This is a genomic window from Pseudarthrobacter sp. L19 (assembly GCF_050859435.1).
Taxonomy (GTDB): domain Bacteria; phylum Actinomycetota; class Actinomycetes; order Actinomycetales; family Micrococcaceae; genus Arthrobacter.
On the sequence record NZ_CP193935.1, the window covers coordinates 162,714 to 184,157 of the forward strand.

A 21,444-nucleotide genomic window follows, 5' to 3' on the forward strand; every position below is an offset into this window, starting at 1 on the left:
CGGGCCAACACGCGCCGATGAACCCGGGACGGGGCGGCGTGCTGGCTAAACTCCATCGGGTAGAAAAACGCACTCAATGGAGAGGTACACCCCCGGTGGCAAACACAGCCCTGACCACAAGCACTATCGGCGAGGAACGCGGTCTCGCCCGCATCGCCCAACGGATGGCCGCCTGGACGGAGAAGTGGTTCCCGGACGCCTACATCTTCGCCCTCGCCGGGGTCATCATCATCGCGCTCGCCGCACTGGCAATCGGCGCCTCCCCGCAGTCCATCGCCGACTCCTTCGGCAACGGCTTCTGGGACCTGACCGCCTTCACCCTGCAGATGGCCATGGTGGTCCTCACCGGCTACGTCGTGGCAACGTCCCCGCCGGTGGCGCGCCTGATCAACCGCCTGGCCATGGTCCCGGCCACCGCGCGCACCGCCGTCAGCTTCGTGGCCCTGATGTCCATGTCCGTGTCCTTCCTCAACTGGGGCCTGAGCCTGATCTTCGGCGGCCTGTTGGCCCGCGCCATCGCCCGCCGCAAGGACCTGACCGTCGACTACCGCGCCCTCGGCGCGGCCGCCTTCATGGGGCTCGGCGCCGTCTGGGCCCTCGGCCTGTCCTCCTCCGCCGCCCAGCTGCAGGCCACCCCGGCCTCGCTGCCGCCGGCGCTGCTGAAGATCACCGGCGTCCTGGACTTCGGCACCACCATCTTCACCTGGCAGTCGCTCCTGACCCTGGCCATCCTGATGCTGCTGACCACCGTGATCGCGCATTTCTCCGCCCCGCAGGGCGGCTCGATCCGCACCGCGCAGGACCTGGGCGTGGACCTCGACGACGCCCCGACCGAGCCGGCGCCCCGGTCCCGGCCGGGCGAGTGGCTCGAATACAGCCGGATCCTCCCGATCCTGGCCGGACTCCTGACCCTGGGCTGGCTGGTCTCCCAGTTCCTGACCAAGCCGTTCCTGTCCGTGGTCAGCAGCCTCAACGGCTACCTGCTGGTCTTCCTCATCCTGGGCCTGGTGCTCCACGGCACCCCGCGGAACTTCCTGCAGGCCGTCACCAAGGCCGTCCCGGCCACCGCCGGCATCCTGGTCCAGTTCCCGCTCTACGCCGCGATGGCCGCGATCCTGACCAAGGCCACCGGCGCTGGCGGCATGTCCATCTCCGGGCACCTGTCCGAGTTCTTCGCCCAGATCGGCAGCGGCGGCGGGTTCGCCGTCGTGATCGCCCTCTACACCGCGTTGCTGGGACTGCTGGTCCCCTCCGGCGGCGGCAAGTGGCTGGTGGAGGCCCCGTACGTGATGCAGTCCGCCACGGATGTGCAGATGAACCTGGGCTGGACGGTGCAGATCTACAACATCGCCGAGGCGCTGCCGAACCTGGTCAACCCGTTCTTCATGCTGCCGCTGCTCGCGGTGCTGAAGCTGCGGGCCCGCGACCTGGTGGGCTTCACGTTCCTGCAGTTCCTCTTCCACCTCCCGGTGGTGCTCCTGCTGGTCTGGCTGCTTGGCATGACGTTCGACTTCGTCCCGCCGGTGATCCCCGGGAAGTAGCCCTTGAACCACCTGACCCGCAGCCGATGTCATCACGACAACAGCTGCGGGTCAGTGTGGTTCAAGGCGGCTTAGGCGGGGTCGGAGAGGATCAGCGCGTCCGCCTCGGCCAGCCGGGCGGTACCGGCCTCCAGCAGGGGTTCGACGACGGCGGTCAGCGCCTCCATCGAATCGTCCAGTTCCAGCAGCACGGGGTACTGGTAGGCGATCAGGGCCAGCAGGTCGCGGACCGCGGCCCGGGCGTCCTCAGCGGACAGCTCCGGGTCGTGGCCCAGGAACACGTCCGAGGGCTCGGCCCCGCCCGCAGCGGCCGCGCCGGCGTCGGGGGTGCCCGTCTCCAGGGCGCCGGTCTCCAGGGCGCCTTGCGCGTAGCTGACGGCGAAGGCCTGCAGCTTGCCCTTCTTGCTGGCCGGGACGCCGGCGCCGAAGGCACTGGCCTTGGGCGCGCGCAGCACGATCGCGCCGCGGGCCCCGGTCAGGTCATCCAGGAAGAGCCGCTGCACCGTCGCGATGCTGAGCTCCCCCGGGGTGTCCCAGTGGTGGACGGCGGTGTAGTACCGGCCCACGACGTCGCTGAGCTCCACCGAACCGGTGGCCAGGTCCTCGACCTGCTCCGAGGCCGCGGCCTCGGAGCCGTCGCCGAAGACGGGCAGTTTCAGCGAGCCGGGCTCGACCACCACCAGGCGGGAGCGCTGGATGGGGGTCAGGCCGGCGGCCTCGGCGAAGCCGGCACCAGGGGTACCGGGTTCGACCTTGGTCCGCAGCCGGGTCACGCCGGAGGGCGACTGCTGGGCCTCGTGCCGAAGCATGGCCAGCAGCGTCGAGCCGATGCCGGCCCGGCGGTGGTCCCGGGCCACCTCGACGTACACCCAGAGGCGTTCCGGGTGCAGCGTGGCCTCGTGCACGACGCCGGCCGCGACCGGGATGGCCACGCCGTCGACGACGTCCTCGGCCACGATGCAGCGGCGCCACGGCGTGTTGCTGGAGGGCGCCAGGGCGGCGCGGAACTGCCGGGCCTGCTCCGTTTCCGGGCCGCCCCAGATTTCCAGCAGCGCCAGGTCGTCGCCGTCGCGCCAGGGCCGGTACTCGATCGCCATGCTCAGGCGCCGATCAGCCGCGCGGCGAGGTAGCCCTCCACCTTGTCCAGGGCGACGCGCTCCTGGCTCATGGTGTCGCGCTCACGGATGGTGACGGCCTGGTCCTCGAGGGTGTCGAAGTCCACGGTGATGCAGAACGGGGTGCCGATTTCGTCCTGGCGGCGGTAGCGGCGGCCGATCGCGCCGGCGTCGTCGAAGTCGATGTTCCAGTTCTTGCGCAGCTGCGCGGCGAGGTCCTTGGCCTTGGGCGAGAGGTCCTCGTTGCGGCTCAGCGGCAGGACGGCGGCCTTGACCGGGGCCAGGCGCGGGTCCAGCTTGAGCACGGTGCGGACGTCGACGCCGCCCTTGGCGTTGGGGGCCTCGTCCTCCACGTACGCGTCGATCATGAACGCCATGAAGGACCGGGTGAGGCCGGCGGCGGGCTCGATCACGTACGGGGTGTAGCGCTCGTTGGTGGCCTGGTTGAAGTAGCTCAGGTCCTGGCCGGAGGCCTTCGAGTGGGTGGAGAGGTCGAAGTCGGTGCGGTTGGCGATGCCCTCGAGCTCGCCCCACTCGGAGCCGGAGAAGCCGAAGCGGTACTCGATGTCCGTGGTGCCCTTGGAGTAGTGGCTGAGCTTTTCCTTCGGGTGTTCGAAGAAGCGCAGGTTTTCCTCGCGGATGCCCAGGCCGGTGTACCAGGCCATGCGCTCCTTCATCCAGTACTCGTGCCACTGCTCGTCGGTGCCGGGCTCGACGAAGAATTCCATTTCCATCTGCTCGAACTCGCGGGTGCGGAAGATGAAGTTGCCCGGCGTGATCTCGTTGCGGAAGGACTTGCCGATCTGGCCGATGCCGAACGGCGGCTTCTTCCGGGAGGTGGTGAGCACGTTGTTGAAGTTCACGAAGATGCCCTGGGCCGTTTCGGGGCGCAGGTAGTGCAGGCCCTCCTCGCTGGCGACCGGGCCGAGGTAGGTCTTGAGCAGGCCGGAGAATTCCTGCGGCTCGGTCCACTGGCCGCCGGGTGCCGCAGTTGGCGCAGACGATGTCCTTGAGGCCGTTCTCGGCCGGGCGGCCCTTCTTCTCCTCGTACTCTTCCTCGAGGTGGTCGGCGCGGTAGCGCTTGTGGCAGGAGAGGCATTCCACCAGCGGGTCGGAGAAGACCTCGACGTGGCCGGAGGCTTCCCAGACCTGGCGGGGCAGGATGACGGAGGAGTCGAGGCCGACGACGTCCTCGCGGCCGCGGACGACCGACTGCCACCACTGCCGCTTGATGTTTTCCTTCAGCTCGGCACCGAGGGGACCGTAGTCCCAGGCAGAGCGTGAGCCTCCGTAGATTTCGCCGGCCTGGAAGACGAATCCCCGTCGCTTGGCGAGGGAGATGATCTGGTCGAGTACGGATTTTGCTGCCATGGGAACTCCATTTTCTACAGGGCCGCTGGGTGCGGTCCGCGCTGTTGGCCCCGGGTCACCGGCTGGTTGCCGGGCGGGGTGGTACGAACGGGGTGATTCAAGGTCCTAGCCTACCCGTGTGGCCCCTACCGTTTCAGCGCGTTCCGGGACCAGGGCAGGCTGGCCAGGACGATCGCGGCGAGGGTGAGCAGGGTGCCCAGCACGGTGGGGAGGGCGACGACGGTGCCGGGGGCCGGCAGCGCGAGGTCCAGGCCGAGTGAGCCGAGGAGCTGCCCGGCGATCATGCCGAGGCCGGTGACCAGCACGCCCAGGCTGCGGACCAGGAACGCGGCGACGGCGATGAAGATGCAGCCCATCGGGCCGCCGAGGTAGTACCACCACTGTCCGGGCAGGCCGTTACCGGCCCCCGCGATGGCCAGTTTGATGCCCCAGGCCAGCCACAGCAGCACGCTGCCGGCGACGAAGTTCACCAGGGTGGCGGTGATGGGCGTGCCGTAGTGGACGGTGGCGGTGCCGTTCATGGCCTGCTGGAAGCTCATCAGGAAGCCGGCCAGCACGGGCAGCAGCACAGGGAGGATGAGCTGCAGCGGGTCCGAGGCGCCGGCGCCCCCGGAGAATCGGGGCGAGACGGCCCAGGCGACGGCGGCGACGGTGAGGACGCTGCCGAGGACCCGGATGCCGGTGATGGGCCGCTTGCCCGCCGGGCCGATGCCCATCCGGTCCACCAGCAGGCCGCTGAGGGTCTGGCCGGTGACGGCGGCGACGGTGAAGAGCGCCACGCCGAGCAGGCCCACGGTGAAGGACTGCGCGAAGACGAAGAGCGCGCCGATGGCACCGGCCAGCACGTAATAGCGTGGGAAGCGGCGTTCCCGCAGGGCCGGCAGCACCTCCGCCAGCCCTGCCCTGCCCCTGGGCAGCGCCAGGGAGATGGCGATCATCAGGATCAGGCCGGTGGTGAAGCTCACCACCGCGGCGGCGAGGCCGTCGGCCAGCGCCATGCCGAGGGCGCCGTTGACGCGGGCCTGGACGGGAACCAGGAGGCCGGCGGTGACGGCGGCGAGGAGTCCGAGCGGCAGCGGCAGCCGGGGTGTGTGGGTCATTGGTGGCACCTTTGGTCAGGCATTATTGCTTGTATGAGCAACCCGGAAATTGATGAGGTCCCGATCCGCGACGAGATGATCCGGCTGGGGCAGCTGTTGAAGCTGGCCAGCCTGGTCGAGGACGGGGTGGAAGCGGCGGAACTGATCAAGAACGGGCTCGTGAAGGTCAACGGGGAGATCGAGGAGCGCCGCGGCCGGCAGCTGCACCACGGCGACGTGGTCACGGTTAACGGCGAGTCGGTCCGGATCAGCACCCCCGCGGGAGCCTAGCGGAGCGTCACGGCAGGCCCCTAGGCGGTGAGTACCTCGTGGGTGAGGAACTCCCCTACATGGCCCACCTCCTGCTGGTTGATGCCGTGCCACATGCCCGTGTAGAGCACCTTGGTGAGCTTGACGTGTTTGCGCACCCAGCCCATGGTGAATTCGATTTTGTCCGGGGTGATCACCGGGTCCTGCTGGTCCCGGCCCCAGAACATCGGTACGGTGCCGTCCAGCTCGGCGTCGTGGAAGGTGGGGTCACCGGCAGCGTCCACGGCGAAGCCGGAGAGGCCGACGACGGAGGCGTAAGCCCCGGGGCGGCGGCGCAGCAGCGTGGTGGCCAGGGCCATCCCCATCGAGAAGCCCAGCAGCGTCACCGACGGGTGTTCCCCGCGGACCGAGTCGATCCAGTGCTCGGCGTAGGCGGCGGCTTCCTTGACGGCGTCGAGGGAGTACTCGATGGACGCCGTCAGCGGGAACCACGTGAAGCCGGGGCCGGTTGGCAGCGGTGCCCGCAGCGAGGCCACGACGAAGTCCTGCGGCAGCATGTCCGCGAGGCTCATGAGGTCCTGTTCGTTGGCGCCGTAGCCGTGCAGCAGCACCAGCAGGGGCCGCCCGGCCCGCTCGGATTCCGGCCGGGACCAGAGGACGACGGGTTCGGGAAAGGTTGCGGGGTAGCCGGCGGCGTCAGTCATGGCTCCATTCTTACAGTTACCAATCAGTAACATGCGACGGTGGCGCGATTTGCGGGGCAGGGGGCAGGATGGAACGGTGAGCGAAACAAAAGCAACGGAGAACGATCCGGACCGCACGGTCAACCACCCCTGGACCCGCTACGTGGCGATGGGCGATTCCTTCACCGAGGGGATCGGCGATCCGGAACCCGCGAGCCCCGGCGGCCACCGCGGCTGGGCGGACCGTGTAGCCGAGGAGCTCAGCCGGGGGCACGATGACTTCGCGTACGCCAACCTGGCGGTGCGCGGCCGGTTGCTCCAGCAGATCGTGGACCAGCAGCTCGCCAACTGCCTTTCGCTGAAGCCGGACCTGGTCACCCTCTCCGCCGGTGGCAACGACCTCATCCGCCCCGGCGGCGACCCCGACGTGCTGGCCGAGCGGCTGGACTCGGTGGTGCAGATCCTGAGCCTGAACGGCGCCACGGTGGTGCTGTTCAACGGCCCCGACACGGGGTCCTCGGTGCTGGGCCGGATCCGCAGCAAGGTGGCGATCTACAACGAGAACCTCCGTACGGTGGCGGCCCGGCACGACGCGGTGATCGCGGATATGTGGTCCCTCCGGCAGCTGAGCGACCCGCAGATGTGGGACGCGGACCGGCTGCACTTTTCCCCGCTGGGCCACCACACGATCGCCGCGATGGTGCTCGATTCCCTGAATGTCCAGCACACCCTGGAACCGCTCTCCCCCAAGCCGCTGCCTCCGCAGACCTGGCGCGAGGCGCGCACCGGGGACCTGATCTGGGCCCGGGAGCACTTCGTGCCCTGGGTAGTGCGCCGGCTGCGGCACCGCTCCTCCGGCGACGGCATCACCGCCAAGCGTCCGCTGGCCGGGCCGGTGTTCGGTCCCGGCGTGCCGCTGGGCTCCGGCGAGGGGCCCAAGGGCACCGGGACCGGTACTGCCGGGGGTTCGGCCGGCAGCGCGGACGCCGCCGACGCCCTGCGGTCCTGAGGCCGGCACGGGCTGCGGGTGCCGGGCGTTAAGCTGGGAGATCATCTTCTGAGAGGCCCGGTACCGTGAGTATTTTCTTCTGGATCATCATCCTGTCCCTCGTGATTCCTGCCGCCATGCGCTACTACCGGCGCTCGGTGCAGAACAAGAACCGGGACCAGGGCCCGTACCCGGGCATGCCGGGCGGCTTCGGGGGTTTCCCGGGCACCGGCCCGGGTCCCGGCCAGAGCAACCAGCCGCGGGACGGCTTCACCCAGCGGGACTACTATGGCGGGTTCGGCCAGCTCAATCCCCGCAGCCGCCCGCCGGCCAGCAGTACCCGGGAAACCAGTACCCCGCCGGCCAGCCCTACCCGGGCAACCCGTACCCGGGGAATCCTGCCCAGAGTAACCAGTACCCCGCGCCGCAGCCGCCCGTCCCCTACGAGGACAGCGAGCAGTACCGGAACAACCCGCCCCGGCCCGCCCCGCAGCCGCAGGGTTCAGACAGCCCGCAGGACGTGCCGCCGGTCCTGCCGCCGTCGTCGAACGCGCAGGGCTACCGCGCCCGCAAGCTCGCCGAGCTGGACCAGATGTACAGCAACGGCGAGCTTGCGATGGAGGACTACATGGCCCGGCGCGCGGAGATCATGAAGGGCTGATCGGAACGGGCCGTCACCCTAGTCGACCTGCGGGAAGCCCAGGTCGATCACCGAGGTGGAGGGGTCCGGCCACCGGGTGGTGACCACCTTGCCGCGGGTGTAGAAGCGGATGCTTTCCGGGCCGTACATGTGGGTGTCGCCGAAGAGCGAGTTCTTCCAGCCGCCGAAGGAGAAGGTCCCCACCGGCACCGGGATCGGAACGTTGACGCCCACCATGCCGGCCTCGACGTCGAACTCGAACTGGCGCGCCGCGCCGCCGTCGCGGGTGAAGATCGCCACGCCGTTGCCGAACTCGTTGTCGTTGACCAGCTGCACGGCGTCGGCGTAGGTCTCGACCCGGACCACGGAGAGCACGGGGCCGAAGATCTCGTCGTCGTAGACCTTCATGCCGGGCTTGACGTGGTCGATCAGGCTGACGCCGATGAAGAAGCCGTTGGAGTCGAACTCCTGCTCGCGGCCGTCCACCACCACGGAGGCGCCCTCGTCCGCGGCGCCCGCCACGTAGGATGCCACCTTGTCGCGGTGCTCGGCGGTGATCAGCGGCCCCATCTGGGAGGCCGGGTCGGTGCCGGGGCCGATCTTCAGGGTGGCCATCCGGGTCTTGATCGCGCCGACCAGGTCGTCGGCGATGTTGCCGACGGCCACCAGCACGCTGACGGCCATGCAGCGCTCACCGGCGGAGCCGTAGGCGGCGGAGACCGCGGCGTCGGCGGCCATGTCCAGGTCAGCGTCGGGAAGGACCACCATGTGGTTCTTGGCGCCGCCAAGGGCCTGGACGCGCTTGCCGTGGTCGGCGGCGCGCTTGTAGATGGACTGGGCGATCGGCGTCGACCCGACGAAGCTGACGGCCTTCACGTGCGGGTGTTCCAGCAGCACGTCCACGGCCTCCTTGTCGCCGTGGACCACGTTCAGGACGCCGGCGGGCAGTCCCGCCTCGGCGAAGACCTGGGCGATGAAGACGGCGGAGGACGGGTCCTTCTCGCTGGGCTTGAGCAGCACGGTGTTCCCGCAGGCCAGGGCGCTGCCGATCATCCACAGCGGCACCATGGCGGGGAAGTTGAACGGGGTGATGCAGGCGACGACGCCGACGGGCTGGCGGACGGAGTGGACGTCGACGCCGCCGGAGACCTGCTCGGAGCGTTCGCCCTTGAGGGCGTGGGAGAGCCCGGTGGCGAACTCGATGTTCTCGAGGCCGCGGGTGATCTCGCCCTCGGCGTCGGAGAGGACCTTGCCGTGCTCGCTGGTCAGCAGCGCGGCCAGCTCCGGCCGGCGCTGCATCAGCAGCTCGCGGACCCGGAAGAAGATGGCGGTGCGGCGGGCCAGGCTGGTGGCGCGCCATCCGGGCAGGGCGGCGCGGGCGGCGGCGATGGCTTCCTCGACCCGGGCGGCGGAGGCGAGGGCGACTTCCTTCTCCTGCTCGCCGGTGGCCGGGTTGAAGACGGGGCCGTAGCGCTCGGCGTCGGAGACCAGTTCACCGTTGATGACGTGGGGAATGCGTTCCATGGGGATTCTCTTTCTCGGGGGTCCGGCGCTATTTGGCGGACTCGAAGGAGCCGTCGACCAGCTTGACGATCGCGGAGCAGTCGGTGCCGGACTGGCCGCCGTCGATCAGCCGCTGGAAGAGCTGCTGGACGTGCTGGCCGATCTCCAGCGGGGTGCCGGTGTCCTGGGCAGCGCTGATGGCCAGGCCGATGTCCTTGTTGGCCAGTTCCGCGGTGAAAGTGGGGGCGAAGTCGTTGTTGGAGGCGGCGGTGGGCACGACGCCGGCCACCGGGTACCAGGTGCGCAGCGCCCAGCTGTCGCCGGAGGAGACGGAGGCGATGTCCCAGAAGACCTGCTTGTCCAGGCCCAGCCGGTCGGCCAGGACGGCGCCCTCGGCGGTGGAGGCGAGGTTGATGAAGAGCATCAGGTTGTTGCAGATCTTGGCGGCCTGGCCGGTGGTGGCTCCGCCGGTGGGGATGATGTTCGCGGCCATCGGGCGGATGAACCCGGTGGCGTCGGCGACGGCGTCGGGCTTGCCGCCGATCATGAAGGTCAGGGTGGCGGCCTTGGCGCCGCTGATGCCGCCGGAAACCGGGGCGTCGACGAAGCGGAAGCCGGCTTCGGCCGCGGCGTCGTGCAGGGCCTGGGCGGAGGCGATGTCGATCGTGGAGGAATCCACCAGCAGGGTTGTGGTGTCCGCGTGGGCCAGGACGCCGTCCTCGCCGAGGTAGACGGCGCGGGCGTGCTCGCCCTTGGGCAGCATGGTGAAGACGACGTCGGCGCCCTTGACGGCTTCGGCGATGCTGCCGGCAGGGGTCACTCCCCGGCCTCGGCGGCCGCGACGGCGTCCGGGTTAAGGTCGAAACCGCGGACCTCGTGTCCGGCCTTGGCGAGGTTGACGGACATGAATCCGCCCATGTTTCCCAGTCCGATCCAGGCGACAACTGCCATGGCTAAAGCTCCTTTGCTTGGTGTGGCTGATCGTTCCGTGCGGAACTCCCCGCGCTTCGGCGGGACACTGTGTCCACCATCACACCCTGCTACAGTGCAATCAAGACAAAAAGTGAAGATGCCATGTGCAGCCATGCACATGGCCGCCGCAAGCACCGAGAGGCCCGGACCGTGAACCGCCTGCCCAGCCCCGATGACCTGCTGATCCTGCTGACCGTGGCGCGGCTGGGCCGCTTCAACGCCGTCGCGGAGGCCCTGGGCACCACGCACACCACCATCTCGCGCCGGATCCTGGCGCTGGACAAGCAGCTGGGCGGCCGGACCCTGGAGCGCACCCCGCAGGGCTGGGAACTGACCGAACTGGGCAGCCAGGCGGTGGCGGCGGCGGAGGCGATCGAGGGCACCCTGGGTGCGCTGAGCGGCCGGATCGCCCGGCGGGACGATGTGCTGGCCGGGCTGGTGCGGATCAGCACCCCCGACGGTTTCGGCGCCGAGTTCGTCACGCCGGCGCTGGTCCGTCTGCAACGCGAGCACCCGCAGCTGAACGTGGAGGTGCTCAGCGCTACCCGCAAGGTCAGCCAGAACCGCTCGGGCGTGGACCTGGAGGTGGTGGTGGGCAACCTGGAGGTCAGCAGCGCCCAGACCATCTTCCTGGCCAACTACTTCCTGCGGCTCTACGCCAGCCCGCAGTATGTCCGCGAGCACGGGACGCCAGAGACGCTCGACGACGTGCGCCGGCACGGCTTCGTCTCCTACGTGGAGTCCGCCCTGCAGGTGGCGGAGCTGGGCCACCGCTCAACGCAGCTGCCGATGCCACGGTCGAGCTTCCAGGCCACCAGCATCTTCGCCCAGGTGGAGGCGGTCCGGCGGGCGGCCGGGATCGGGCTGCTGCCGAACTTCCTGGTGGTGGGCAAGGAGGGGTTCGTGCCGGTCCTGCCGGCCGACTTCCAGCGCCAGCTCCCCATCTGGGCCGCGGCGCGGGCCGAGTCGCTCCGCTCGGCGCCGGTGCAGGCCGTGCTGGCCGCGCTCCGGGCCGAGATCGCTGAGCGCCAGGACGTCCTGACGGGGTGAACCGGACCGGTGCTCTTAGGCGGGGAGGATGACGCGGAGCTGGGCGGTGATCTCGGCGAGGAGCTCCTCGACGCCCTTGGCGGCGTTGGCCGTCACGGCCAGGGTGACGAAGATGACCGCGGAGACGACGTGGGCCAGGGTGGCCGCCGCGTCCGGGCCGAGCCCCTCGCGCCGCTGCAGGACCCCGGCCACGGCCTTCTCGGTCTCGATCGTGTAGCCCAGGGCATCGCGGTGGTGGGGTTCCCCGGGTCGCCGAAGACGACTTCGCGCAGGTAGGTCCGGCCGTTGTCGACCTGGACCCGGTTGCACTCCACCACCGGACGCAGGATCGCCATCACGGCGTCGAGCGTTCCGGCGGCCCGCTCGGCCGCGGCCGTCCCGCGCACCAGCGCGTCGGCGTAGGCGGAATTTTGCACGAGCAGAAGCAGCTCGGCCTTGGTCCTGGCGTAGAGGAACAAAGTCCCGGTCCCGATGTCGGCCTTGTCGGCGATCTGCTGGGTGGTCACGTCGTCGACGCCGAATTCGGTGAAGAGTTCGCGGGCGGCGGCGGTGATGCGGTCGAGTTTGTCCTGCTTGTTGCGCTCGCGACGGCCGGGCCGCGGGGCTGCAGTGGGCATGGTGCGTCCTTCGGGAATATGGTCTGACTGCGCTCAGCTCTGAGTATATTCACTGACGACGATGCGGGGCGCCCCGCTCCCCGGCACGCCACGGCTACTCCCCGGCCGGGCGGCCGCCGGGAGCTTCCCGGGGCGGCCGCCCGGCATCAGGGGTTGCTGATGACGGTCTTGCCGCGGATGCCGCCCTGCTCCACGCTGGCCACCGCCTCGACCGTCCGGTCAAAGGGGAAGACGCGCCCCACGACGGGGCGGATGACGCCGCGTTCCACCAGTTCGGTGATCCGGCCCAGCTGGGCGCCGTCGGCGTGCATGAAGAGGAATTCGTAGCTGACGCCGAGTTTCCTGGCCTGGGCACGGACCTTTCGGCTCAGCGCGGCGATCACGAGGCGCAGCACCGGATTCAGTCCGGCCTCGCGGGCGAACCGGGGATCCGGCGGCCCGGCGATGCCGATGGCCTTGCCGCCCGGGGCGAGGATCCGCAGCGACTTTTCCAGGTTCGCCCCGCCGAGGCTGTCCAGCACCAGGTCGAAGCCGCTGAGCGTGTCCTCGAAGTCCTCGGTCTTGTAGTCGATGACGATGTCGGCGCCCAGTTCGCGCACGAAGTCCGCGTTCCCGCCGCTCGCGGTGGTGGCCACGGTCGCGCCGAGGTGTTTCGCCAGTTGGATAGCGATGGCCCCGACTCCCCCGGCGCCGGCGTGGATGAGGACCTTCTGGCCCGGCTGGACGCCACCCCTCTCGACCAGCGCCTGCCATGCGGTGAGGGCCACCAGCGGCAGCGATCCGGCCTCCTCGATGCTGACCGTGGCGGGGGACGGCGCCAGGTCCGCCTCGGCGACGGCGACCACTTCGGCGAAGGTGCCGATGCGGCGGGCGTCGGGCCGTCCGTAGACGAGGTCGCCGGTCGCGAAGCGGCGCACCTCCGCGCCCACCCGGACCACCGTGCCCGCGACGTCGTTGCCCAGGATCAGGGGCAGCCGGTACGGCAGGATCTGCTTGAACTCACCGGCACGGATCTTCTCGTCCAGCGCGTTGACGCCGGCGGCCTGCATCCGGATGAGGACGTCCCTGGGGCCGACGGCGGGTTCGGGCGCCTCGATTTCCTGCACCGGGCCCTTGTACTTGGTGACGGCAAACGCTTTCATGGCTGATCCCTTGGTGTCGTGAAGGCCCGGATAATGCTTACCGAGCACTCTCAATATTGAGCGCACTCAGTAATATTGTCAAGGCCCCCACAAGAGCAGCCCCCGTCTCCCGCGGTGCGGTGACGGGGGCTGCCGTGAAGCGTTTTAGAGTTTGCCTGTTACTTGATGCCTGTTACTTCTTGCCTGCGGCAAGGAGGTCTGCGGTGCCCTGGGCGTCGGCGGCGTCGACGTCGTGCAGGGAGATGCCGCGGGTTTCCTTCAGGAAGAGCACCGCGACGGCGGTGATCGCGCAGGCGATCGCCAGATAGATGGCGACCGGGACGGAGGACTTGTACTCACCCAGCAGCGCGACGGCGATGATCGGGGCGAGCGAGCCGGCCACGATCGAGGTGACCTGGTAACCGAGGGAGACGCCGGAGTAACGCATCCGGGTCGGGAACATCTCGGCCATGATGGCCGGCTGGCCGGCGTACATCAGGGCGTGGAACAGCAGGCCGATGATGACAGAGGCCAGGATGATGAAGTCGTTGCCGGTATCCATCATCGGGAAGGCGAAGAAGCCCCAGGTGGCACCGAGGACTGCGCCGGCCATGTAGACCGGGCGGCGGCCCAGGCGGTCGGAGAGCCGGCCCACCATCGGAACCACGGAGAAGTGGATCGCGTGCGCCACCAGCAGCAGGAGCAGGATGCGGGTGGTGTCCGCGTGGACCACGGTCTTCAGGTAGGTGATGGAGAAGGTCACCACGAGGTAGTAGAGGATGTTTTCCGCGAAGCGCAGGCCCATGGCGGTGAAGACGCCGCGGGGGTAGCGGCGGAAGACCTCGGCGACGCCGTAGCCCTTGTGGCCGGCTTCGACCTCCTTGCGGGCCTCAAGGAAGATCGGGGCGTCGTTGACCTTGGTGCGGATGTAGTAGCCGATCAGGACGATCACGGCGGAGAGCCAGAACGCCACGCGCCAGCCCCAGCCGAGGAAGTCGGCGGAGGACAGGGTGGAGGAGAGGACGAACAGCACCGCGGTGGCGAAGAGGTTACCCAGCGGCACGGCGGACTGCGGCCAGCTGGCCCAGAAGCCACGGGACTTGCTGGGGCTGTGCTCGGCCACCAGCAGGACGGCGCCGCCCCACTCACCGCCGACGGCGAAGCCCTGGGCGAAGCGCAGGAAGACCAGGAGGGCCGGGGCCCAGTAACCGATCTGGGCGAAGGTGGGCAGGCAGCCCATCAGGAAGGTGGAGACACCCACCAGGATGATGCTCAGCTGGAGCAGCTGCTTGCGGCCGAACTTGTCACCGAAGTGGCCGAAGACGATGCCGCCGATGGGGCGGGCGACGAAACCGACGGCGTAGGTCAGGAAGGCGGCCAGGATGCCGTCCAACTCGGTCTGGGAATTGGGGAAGAAGGCCTTGCCGAAGACCAGGGTGGCGGCGGAGGCGTAGAGGAAGAATTCGTACCACTCCACCACCGTGCCGGCCATGGAGGCGGCGACGACTTTCTTGAGGCCGGACGCCTTGACGTCGGTTTCCTCTGCGCGCCTCGCGGCGGCGTTTTCCGTGCTCATAAGAACTCCTTCGGTGTCGCCATCGACACCCTGCGGCTTACTGGGCTGACTCCGTGTGAGTTGGACCACACGCGGTCATTCTCCACGAGTATGGAGTGTCACCGCCGGAGCCTCAACGACCAATCGCGCAGAGCCTATCTGCAAAATTGCACATCAGTCCCCGGCAAGAGCCTGCGAAGAAGCCGTAAGGCTCAGGCGAAGAACGCCTCCCGGAGGACGCCGCCCAGCTGGCCGATCTCGGTCAGGAACCCGTCATGGCCGATCGGGGCGGAAATGACGTGCACGGGCACCTCCCCGGCAGGGCCGCCGCGAGCTCCCGGGACTGTTCGGGAAAGTACAGTCGGTCCGAGTCCACGGCGGCGATGAAGAACTCGGCGGTGGCCCCGGCGAGCGCCTGCTGCAGGCTTCCGCGGCCACGGGCGACGTCGTGGCTCATCAGCGCCTCGGTGATGGCGATGTAGCTGTTGGCGTCGAAGCGCTGCACCAGTTTGTTGCCCTGGTGGTCCAGGTAGCTCTCCACCTGGTAGCGGCCGCGGCCGGACAGCGGGCCGGGTGCGAGCGGGGTCTCGCCGTCCTGCCCGGTCCGGCCGAAGCGGCCCTCCAGTTCGGCAGCGGAGCGGTAGGTGATGTGCGCGATGCGCCGGGCCAGCGCCAGGCCCTCGTGCGGCTCGGGCCCGCCGTAGTAGTCGCCGCCATTGAAGCGCGGGTCCTGCCGGATCGCGAGGGTCTGGGCCTGGGCGAAGGCGATCTGCTCGGCGGTGCTGTAGGCGCCGACGGCGATCACGGCGCAGCGGCCCACGCGTTCCGGGTAGCTGACGGCCCACTCCAGTGCCCGGGCGCCGCCGAGGGAGCCGCCGAGCACGGCGTGCCAGCGGTTGATCCCCAGCGCGTCGGCCATCCGGGCCTCGGCCGCGGTGCTGTCCCGCAGGGTGACGAGCGGGAAACGGGACCCCCAGGGCCGGCCGTCGGGTGCCGGCGTGGACGGGCCGGTGGAGCCGTAGCAGCCGCCGAGGATGTTGATGGACACCACGAAGTACCGGTCCGTGTCCACGGGCGCGCCGGGGCCGGCGAGCTGTTCCCACCAGCCGGGTTCCCCGCCGGCGCCGCGGGTGACGTGGGTGTCCCCGGTGAGGGCGTGTTCGATCAGGACGGCGTTGGAGGCGTCCGCGTTCAGGGTGCCCCAGGTCTCGTAGGCCAGCACCACCTCCGGCAGGACGGCCCCGGATTCGAGTTCCAAAGCGCCGACGGACACGTACTGCACGGTGCCGTCGGGGACGGCGGTGTTTCCTGCTGCGGGACTGGTGGCGGGTACACCCGTTCGGGTGACGGCAATCGTCATGTTAAAAGACCTCACTTCGCGCTTGCCTGCCGTCAGTTGACCGGCAGGCCAGGTCTTCACCCGGGGCACCCCGCCGCAAAAGGAGGGTTGCCGGCCAGCAAGCCGGGGCTGTCGCTGGCACTCATGACCTGCACCGAGTGTACGAAAGAGGGCGGTGCCGTGGCCAAGATTGTGACTTGCATGTGACAGCCGCCCGCCCGGCCGCGCCGTTTCCCCACCTTTGGGCGCCGCGGCCGGCGGGTCGCCGCGGACACGCCGCGCCGGCCGCCGTCGGGCCCGCAAAGGTGGGGAAATCCGGCAGGGGTCCCGGGACTAGCCGGCCTTCGCGGCGCGGAAGCCGGCGTCGAGGTCCGCCAGGATGTCGTCGATGTGCTCCAGGCCAACCGAGAGCCGGACCAGGCCCGGGTGGACGCCCGCCACCGCCTGCTGCTCCGGGGTGAGCTGGCTGTGCGTGGTCGACGCCGGGTGGATCACCAGTGAGCGCACGTCGCCGATGTTCGCCACGTGCGAGTGCAGCTCCAGGGCGTCGACGAAGCGCTTGCCGGCCTCCACTCCCCCGGCGATGACGAAGGAGACGACGGCGCCCGTGCCGCGCGGACCGTACTTCCTGCCGCGCTCGTACCAGGGGCTCGAGGGCAGTCCCGCGTAGGCGACCGATTCGGCGTCGTCCCGGCCCTCAAGCCATTCGGCCACCCGGGTGGCGTTGGCGACGTGCCGCTCCACCCGCAGGCTCAGCGTCTCGATGCCCTGGGCGATCAGGAAGGCGTTGAAGGGCGCGACGGCGGAGCCGAGGTCGCGCAGCAGCTGCACCCGTGCCTTGAGGATGTAGGAGAGGTTGGCCCCCAGTGCGCCGTCCGCGCCCAGGTCCCGGGCGTAGACCAGGCCGTTGTAGCTGGGGTCGGGGGTGTTGAAACCGGGGTACCGCTCCGGGTCCGCGCCGAAGTCGAACTTCCCGGAGTCCACGATCACGCCGGCGATCGCCGAGCCGTGGCCGCCGAGGTACTTGGTGGCCGAGTGCACCACGATGTCCGCGCCCCACTCCAGCGGGCGGATCAGGTACGGGGTGGCCAGGGTGTTGTCCACGATCAGTGGCACCCCCGCCTGGTGGGCCACGTCCGAGATGCCCTCGATGTCCAGGACGTCCTGGCGCGGGTTGGAGACCACCTCGCCGAAGAACAGCTTGGTGTTCGGCTGCACGGCCTCGCGCCACTGGTCCAGGTTGTCCGGGTCCGCCACGAAGGTCACGGAGATGCCGAACTTCTTCAGCGTGTGGGCCAGCAGGTTGTAGGTGCCGCCGTAGAGGCTGGGGCTGGCCACCACGTGGTCCCCGGCCTCGGCGATGTTGAGGATGGCGAAGGTTTCCGCCGCCTGCCCGGAACTGAGCAGCAGCGCGCCGAGGCCGCCCTCCAGGCTGGCGATGCGCTGTTCGACGGCGTCCTGGGTGGGGTTGCCGATCCGGGTGTAGATGGGGGCGAGCTCGGCCAGGGCGAACCGGTTCGCGGCGCTCTCGGCGCTCGGGAAGACGAACGACGTCGTCTGGTAGATCGGCAGCGCGCGGGCGCCGGTGGCGGCGTCCGGCTGCTGGCCGGCGTGGATCTGACGGGTTTCAAAGGACCAGGCGTTGGACATGGCGTCTCCTGTGACTGGGCTCAGGGCGGCACCGGATCCCGGGTCCCGCGCTGCTGGCGGGTCCCGGAATGCCGGCACGGCCCTGGCGCCGCGCTTGCCCCGCCGGCGGTCGCCGGGAGGCCAGGTCTTCACCCGGGGCACCCCACCGCGCAAGGAGGGTTGCCGGCCAGCGAGCCGGGGCTTGGCGCTGGCACTCATGACCTGTCCCCAGTGTAGGAAGCCGGAAACCGGCCCGGATAGCTTTATGACAAAGATGAAGAGACCGGTCCGCGGGACGGCTTGTCCGGCGGAATTCCTCGACCGGGCCGGGCGGCACGGGTGTCCGCCGGATGGTCCCGGCGAGGTTAGGACAGCCTAAGCTGAGAGGTCCATCACAAAGTGCCAAGATGAGGGCATGCGCATGGATCACGTCTCTTACGCCTGTGAAAAGGATGGCCTCGCGGCCACCACCGACCGTATCGCCACGGCCCTCGGGGTCGAGGCCGTCAAGGGCGGCGTGCACCCCCGTTTTGGCACCCGCAACATGATCATCCCGCTCGCCGGGCACAAGTACCTGGAGGTCGTGGAGGTCCTGGACCACCCGGCGTCGGACAAGGCACCGTTCGGCCAGGCGGTCCGCGCCCGCTCCGCCGCCGGCGGCGGCTGGATGGGCTGGTGCGTCGAGGTCGACGACCTGGCACCCTTCGAGGAACGCCTGGGCCGCTCCGCGGTCAACGGCAACCGCAAGTTCCCCGATGGCCGCGAACTGGTCTGGAAGCAGATCGGCATCCTGGGCCTGATCGCGGATCCGCAGGTCCCCTACATGCTCAAGTGGGAGGGCGACCCGGCCCTGCACCCGTCCAACGCCTACGAGAGCTCGGTGAAGATGTCCGAACTCACCATCGCGGGCTCCGCGCAGCGGGTCACCGAGTGGCTGGGCGAACCGGTGGAGAAGCCGCTGGAGGACGTGGCCGTGAACTGGCAGTCCCCGCACGGCACGCCGGGCATCCTCTCGGTCACCTTCGAGACCGCCTCGGGCGCCGTCACCATCTAGGGCTCCGGCCCGCCACAACTTCGGCCGCCGGCCGCGGGTGTCAACGACGCCACCCGCTGCCGGGGGCCGAAACTCTTTAAACCGCCCTTAGACGCGTCATCGCCGGCCGGGTCAGTCGCGGACACCTCAGCCCAGCCCCACCGCCTTGCCGAACAGGCTGAAGCCCACGAACGCGACGGTGTCCAGCAGCGCGTGGGCGATCACCAGCGGCATCACCCGCCGGGTCCGGGTGTAGACCAGGGCGAAGATGACGCCCATGATGGCGTTGCCGATGAACGGCCCGAACCCCTGGTACAGGTGGTAGCTGCCGCGCAGGATGGAGCTCGCGGCGATCGCCGCCGGCAGCCGCCAGCCGAGTTTGCCGAACCGGTCCAGCAGGTACCCCACCACGATCACCTCCTCGACGATCCCGTGCCGGATGGCGGAGAGGATCAGGACGGGCACGGTCCACCAGTAGGTGCCCAGCGCGCTCGGGATGATCGCCGTCGTGATGCCCAGGGCCCGGCCGGCGGCGTAGAGGCCCAGCGACGGGATGCCGATCAGCAGGAACAGGCCCACACCCTGCAGCAGGTCCTTTCCGGGGCGCGCGAGGTCGAACCCGAGCTTCCGGAATGCCGAGCCGCCGGGGGTCCCCGGCTCGCGGGGACCGGTAAGGAAGTAGAGCACCAGCAGCACGGGGACGAGCGCGAAGATGATGTCCAGCAGCTGGTAGGTCAGGTCGAAGTACTCGCGGCTGCTCTGGGAGCGGTTCAGAGTGGAGGTCCCCTGGGCCAGCGGCGCCTGCGAGAGCTTGTCCAGCAGCTGCACCACCGAGTACACCGCCGACTGCCCCAGCGAGAGTCCCAGCACAATCCATACTTCGAACCGCACGCGGCGGCGGGAGGTAACCAGCATGGTCCTATCTTGCCTGCCGTTGCCGGGAGTTGGCCGGACGCGCCTATGCTGGGGCTGTGAGCGCGCCCGGGAAAATCCTGATGATCCGGCACGGCCAGTCCGCCGCCAATGCCGATACCTCCATCTACAACAGGGTGCCCGATTACCGCATCCCGCTGACCGACCTCGGCGTCGAGCAGGCCCGGGCCGCCGGCGTCGAACTCCGCCGCCAGCTGGACGGGCAGCAGGTCTGCGTTTACGTCTCCCCCTACCTGCGCGCCTACCAGACGCTCGAGGCGCTGGACCTGGGCAACCTGACCGAGCGGGTGATCGAGGAGCCCCGGCTGCGGGAGCAGGACTGGGCGAACTTCCAGATCGCCGGGGACATCGAGGACCAGAAGGAGCTCAGGAACGCCTACGGGCACTTCTTCTACCGGTTCCGTGAGGGCGAGTCCGGGTCCGATGTCTACGACCGGATCTCCTCGTTCATGGAGACCCTGTACCGGCACTGGTCCAAGCCGGACTACGCGCCCAACGCCCTGTTCGTCACGCACGGGCTGACCATGCGCTTGTTTTGCATGCGCTGGTTCCACTGGTCCGTGGAGTATTTCGAGTCGTTGAACAACCCGGACAACGCGGAGCTGCGCACCCTGCACCGCACCGGGGACGGCAAGTACGAACTCGACAAGCCGTTCAGCCAGTGGGTGGAGCGGCGCGTGGACGAGACGGTGCTGCACGCCCCGCCCATGGTGTTCTGACCCAACTGACTGGCAGCTGAGGCCGTTTTCGGCCCTCAAAACGGCCTCAGCTGCGAGCTAGTTGGGCTTAGCGGGCGCGGACCCCGGCGCGCCAGACGGCGTGGGTCAGCGGCATGCCCGGCCGGTAGGCCAGGTGGGTGGCCGAGGGGGCGTTGAGCAGGTGCAGGTCCGCCCGGTGGCCGACGGCGATCGACCCCACGGCGCGTTCGCCGTCGACGTCGTTCCCCGACTCCCGGCCCAGCGCCAGCGCCCCGCCGTAGGTCGCGGCGCGCACCGCTTCGTGCACGCTGAGCCGCATCTGCAGCACGGCGGTGGTGACGCAGAAGGCCATGGAGCTGGTGTAGGAGGTGCCGGGGTTGGCGTTGGAGGCCAGGGCCAGCTGCACGCCGGCGTCCAGCAGTTCGCGGCCGGGGGCCAACGGCTGCCGGGTGGAAAGGTCGCAGGCGGGCAGGCAGGTGGCCACCGTGCCGCGCTCCCCCGCACCGGCCGCGGCTTCCCAGCCGGACCAGCTGTCCGCGAGGTCCCGCACGTCCTCCCGGGACAGGTAGTTCACGTGGTCCACGCTGGCCGCCCCGAACTGCACCGCCAGCCGCACGCCCGGGCCCTCGCCAAGCTGGTTGCCGTGCACCCGCAGGCCCAGGCCCGCCTCCCGGCAGGCCGCCAGCACGCGGCGGGACTGCTCCTCGGTGAAGGCGCCGCGTTCGCAGAAGACGTCCGCCCAGCCCACGTAGGGCCGAACGGCGGCGAGCATCGGCCCGCAGACCAGGTCCGTGTACCCCTCTGCGTCCATGCCGGCCGGGACCAGGTGGGCGCCGAGGTAGGTGACCTCGTCGGCGACCGTGGAGGCGATGCGGGCGCTGCGGGCCTCGTTGTCCACGTCCAGGCCGTAGCCGGTCTTGGTCTCCAGGTACGTGGTGCCCTGAGAGACGGCCTCCGCCACCCGGCCCAGCGCCAGGCGGGTGAGGTCGAAGTCGCCGGTGGCCCGGGTCGCGCCCATGGTCACCGCGATGCCGCCGGCACTGTACTCCTCCCCCGCCATGCGGGCCTCGAACTCCCGCGGTGCGGTCGCCGGCGAAGACCAGGTGCGTGTGGAGTCCACCCAGCCGGGCAGCAACGCGCGCCCCGCGGCGTCGACGGCGTCGTCCGCGGCCGGGGCGTCCGCGGCGGACCCCAACCAGGCGATGCGTTCGCCCTCGATGACCACGGCGGCATCACGGAGGACCCGGTACTCAAGGTCCTGCGTCATCAGTTCGCCGATATTGGTGATCAGGGTGCTCATGGGTCCA

Annotated in this window: 16 protein-coding genes, 4 pseudogenes and 2 riboswitches; of the genes and pseudogenes, 7 read left to right on the forward strand and 13 right to left on the reverse strand. The window is 69.7% G+C overall.

What is annotated here, in order from left to right; all coding sequences use genetic code 11:
* The first annotated feature begins 95 nt into the window (after positions 1-95).
* Positions 96-1,541 (forward strand): short-chain fatty acid transporter, encoded by a 1,446-nt coding sequence (locus ACRQ5B_RS00815; protein ID WP_412882539.1) that lies wholly within the window; start codon positions 96-98, stop codon positions 1,539-1,541.
* Positions 1,542-1,612: 71 nt separating this feature from the next.
* Here ACRQ5B_RS00815 and ACRQ5B_RS00820 read toward each other — a convergent pair whose 3' ends face one another.
* From ACRQ5B_RS00820 to ACRQ5B_RS00830, 3 genes and pseudogenes are all read right to left on the reverse strand, one after another.
* Complete coding sequence (locus ACRQ5B_RS00820; protein ID WP_432396001.1) at positions 1,613-2,638, reverse strand: GNAT family N-acetyltransferase; 1,026 nt, start codon at positions 2,636-2,638, stop codon at positions 1,613-1,615.
* A 2-nt stretch (positions 2,639-2,640) separates the two neighbouring features.
* Positions 2,641-4,027: pseudogene (locus tag ACRQ5B_RS00825) on the reverse strand (glycine--tRNA ligase).
* 125 nt (positions 4,028-4,152) lie between these two features.
* A complete protein-coding gene (locus tag ACRQ5B_RS00830) occupies positions 4,153-5,127 on the reverse strand; it encodes a DMT family transporter (protein ID WP_432396005.1) in 975 nt (324 codons plus the stop codon).
* A gap of 33 nt (positions 5,128-5,160) precedes the next feature.
* On the opposite strand from ACRQ5B_RS00830, the gene ACRQ5B_RS00835 reads away from it, so the two are divergent.
* Complete coding sequence (locus tag ACRQ5B_RS00835; RefSeq protein ID WP_290258422.1) at positions 5,161-5,397, forward strand: RNA-binding S4 domain-containing protein; 237 nt, start codon at positions 5,161-5,163, stop codon at positions 5,395-5,397.
* A 20-nt stretch (positions 5,398-5,417) separates the two neighbouring features.
* On the opposite strand, the gene ACRQ5B_RS00840 is transcribed toward ACRQ5B_RS00835, so the two are convergent.
* Positions 5,418-6,080 carry an alpha/beta hydrolase gene (locus tag ACRQ5B_RS00840; RefSeq protein WP_432396008.1) on the reverse strand — a complete coding sequence of 221 codons (663 nt, stop codon included), beginning with the start codon at positions 6,078-6,080 and terminating at the stop codon, positions 5,418-5,420.
* A gap of 148 nt (positions 6,081-6,228) precedes the next feature.
* Between ACRQ5B_RS00840 and ACRQ5B_RS00845 the strand changes: the two genes are divergently transcribed.
* The gene (locus tag ACRQ5B_RS00845) at positions 6,229-7,068 is read left to right on the forward strand and encodes an SGNH/GDSL hydrolase family protein (RefSeq protein ID WP_432398799.1); all 840 of its coding nucleotides are present in this window, start codon (positions 6,229-6,231) and stop codon (positions 7,066-7,068) included.
* Between the two features lie 499 nt (positions 7,069-7,567).
* Positions 7,568-7,708: a hypothetical protein gene (locus ACRQ5B_RS00850; RefSeq protein ID WP_432396011.1), complete on the forward strand. Its 141-nt coding sequence runs from the start codon at positions 7,568-7,570 to the stop codon at positions 7,706-7,708.
* A gap of 18 nt (positions 7,709-7,726) precedes the next feature.
* On the opposite strand, the gene ACRQ5B_RS00855 is transcribed toward ACRQ5B_RS00850, so the two are convergent.
* Together ACRQ5B_RS00855 and mmsB are read right to left on the reverse strand one after the other, a co-directional pair.
* Positions 7,727-9,211 (reverse strand): CoA-acylating methylmalonate-semialdehyde dehydrogenase, encoded by a 1,485-nt coding sequence (locus ACRQ5B_RS00855; protein WP_400159394.1) that lies wholly within the window; start codon positions 9,209-9,211, stop codon positions 7,727-7,729.
* A gap of 28 nt (positions 9,212-9,239) precedes the next feature.
* Positions 9,240-10,141, reverse strand: a pseudogene (gene mmsB, locus ACRQ5B_RS00860) (3-hydroxyisobutyrate dehydrogenase).
* Positions 10,142-10,312: 171 nt separating this feature from the next.
* Between mmsB and ACRQ5B_RS00865 the strand changes: the two are divergent.
* Positions 10,313-11,212: a LysR family transcriptional regulator gene (locus tag ACRQ5B_RS00865; RefSeq protein ID WP_432396013.1), complete on the forward strand. Its 900-nt coding sequence runs from the start codon at positions 10,313-10,315 to the stop codon at positions 11,210-11,212.
* Positions 11,213-11,304: 92 nt separating this feature from the next.
* On the opposite strand, the gene ACRQ5B_RS00870 is transcribed toward ACRQ5B_RS00865, so the two are convergent.
* From ACRQ5B_RS00870 to ACRQ5B_RS00890, 5 genes and pseudogenes are all read right to left on the reverse strand, one after another.
* Positions 11,305-11,829 (reverse strand): TetR/AcrR family transcriptional regulator, encoded by a 525-nt coding sequence (locus tag ACRQ5B_RS00870; protein WP_432396016.1) that lies wholly within the window; start codon positions 11,827-11,829, stop codon positions 11,305-11,307.
* A 146-nt stretch (positions 11,830-11,975) separates the two neighbouring features.
* Positions 11,976-12,971, reverse strand: coding sequence for an NADP-dependent oxidoreductase (locus tag ACRQ5B_RS00875; RefSeq protein ID WP_432396019.1), 996 nt, complete (start codon positions 12,969-12,971; stop codon positions 11,976-11,978).
* A gap of 172 nt (positions 12,972-13,143) precedes the next feature.
* A complete protein-coding gene (locus ACRQ5B_RS00880) occupies positions 13,144-14,526 on the reverse strand; it encodes an MFS transporter (RefSeq protein WP_432396022.1) in 1,383 nt (460 codons plus the stop codon).
* 191 nt (positions 14,527-14,717) lie between these two features.
* Positions 14,718-15,865: pseudogene (gene metX / locus ACRQ5B_RS00885) on the reverse strand (homoserine O-acetyltransferase MetX).
* Between the two features lie 13 nt (positions 15,866-15,878).
* Positions 15,879-15,994: riboswitch (SAM riboswitch) on the reverse strand.
* Between the two features lie 183 nt (positions 15,995-16,177).
* Entirely contained in the window at positions 16,178-17,494 is a 1,317-nt protein-coding gene (locus tag ACRQ5B_RS00890) for a bifunctional o-acetylhomoserine/o-acetylserine sulfhydrylase (RefSeq protein WP_432396024.1), read from the reverse strand.
* 85 nt (positions 17,495-17,579) lie between these two features.
* Positions 17,580-17,696: riboswitch (SAM riboswitch) on the reverse strand.
* Positions 17,697-17,888: 192 nt separating this feature from the next.
* Between ACRQ5B_RS00890 and ACRQ5B_RS00895 the strand changes: the two genes are divergently transcribed.
* Entirely contained in the window at positions 17,889-18,527 is a 639-nt protein-coding gene (locus ACRQ5B_RS00895) for a VOC family protein (protein ID WP_432396027.1), read from the forward strand.
* A 126-nt stretch (positions 18,528-18,653) separates the two neighbouring features.
* Here the strand turns inward: ACRQ5B_RS00895 and ACRQ5B_RS00900 are convergent, their stop codons facing one another.
* Positions 18,654-19,421 carry a CPBP family intramembrane glutamic endopeptidase gene (locus ACRQ5B_RS00900; RefSeq protein WP_432396030.1) on the reverse strand — a complete coding sequence of 256 codons (768 nt, stop codon included), beginning with the start codon at positions 19,419-19,421 and terminating at the stop codon, positions 18,654-18,656.
* 80 nt (positions 19,422-19,501) lie between these two features.
* On the opposite strand from ACRQ5B_RS00900, the gene ACRQ5B_RS00905 reads away from it, so the two are divergent.
* Positions 19,502-20,158 carry a histidine phosphatase family protein gene (locus ACRQ5B_RS00905; protein WP_364137315.1) on the forward strand — a complete coding sequence of 219 codons (657 nt, stop codon included), beginning with the start codon at positions 19,502-19,504 and terminating at the stop codon, positions 20,156-20,158.
* A gap of 67 nt (positions 20,159-20,225) precedes the next feature.
* Here the strand turns inward: ACRQ5B_RS00905 and ACRQ5B_RS00910 are convergent.
* Positions 20,226-21,437 (reverse strand): annotated as a pseudogene (locus tag ACRQ5B_RS00910) (amidohydrolase family protein).
* Positions 21,438-21,444 lie beyond the last annotated feature (7 nt).